Origin of the sequence: Empedobacter sp. UBA7252, assembly GCF_002472765.1 — a bacterium.
GTDB classification, from domain to species: domain Bacteria; phylum Bacteroidota; class Bacteroidia; order Flavobacteriales; family Weeksellaceae; genus Empedobacter; species Empedobacter falsenii_B.
In genome coordinates this window covers 1-490 of record NZ_DKSQ01000052.1, presented here as the reverse complement: position 1 = coordinate 490, position 490 = coordinate 1, and the positions used below count along the sequence as shown (strand labels likewise).

Sequence of the window (490 nt, the reverse complement as noted above, 5' to 3'; positions counted from 1 at the left end):
CATGAAGCGGATATGGTTGTACAAGAGATTTTGAAATCGGAACAAAATCCTTTGTATAAAGATTTTTCTAAAAATGAATATTATAAACAGTTTGATATTAATGTAAAAACGTATTTGGTTAAAGAAAATATACCTAATTTTAATTGGAAATTAACGAAAGAAAAAGCTGTGATTAATGGTTATAATGTCGTAAAAGCGATTGATCAAGATCGAGATGGAAATGAATTTACGGCTTGGTATTCGCCTGAAATAAGATATAAAGATGGACCTTATTATTTTTCGAATTTACCGGGGTTGATTTTACAAGCAGAAATTATTTCGCCTTATTTTACAGTGATTTTTAAGATTAATCAACTTGAAATTTTGAAAGAAAATCTTAAAATTAATTTACCTACAAGAGGAAAAGTAATGACGTTAAGAGAAATGCAAAACGATATGAATGCATCGTAAACATCGAATGAAGGAGTTGAAAAATAGTCAAAATAAAAGC

At 28.0% G+C, this 490-nt stretch carries 1 protein-coding gene; it reads left to right on the top strand.

The window, feature by feature from the left end:
- A partial coding sequence (locus B2X73_RS07680; RefSeq protein ID WP_291096135.1) for a GLPGLI family protein occupies positions 1 to 450 on the top strand: 450 nt, incomplete at its 5' end.
- Between the last annotated feature and the right edge of the window lie 40 nt (positions 451 to 490).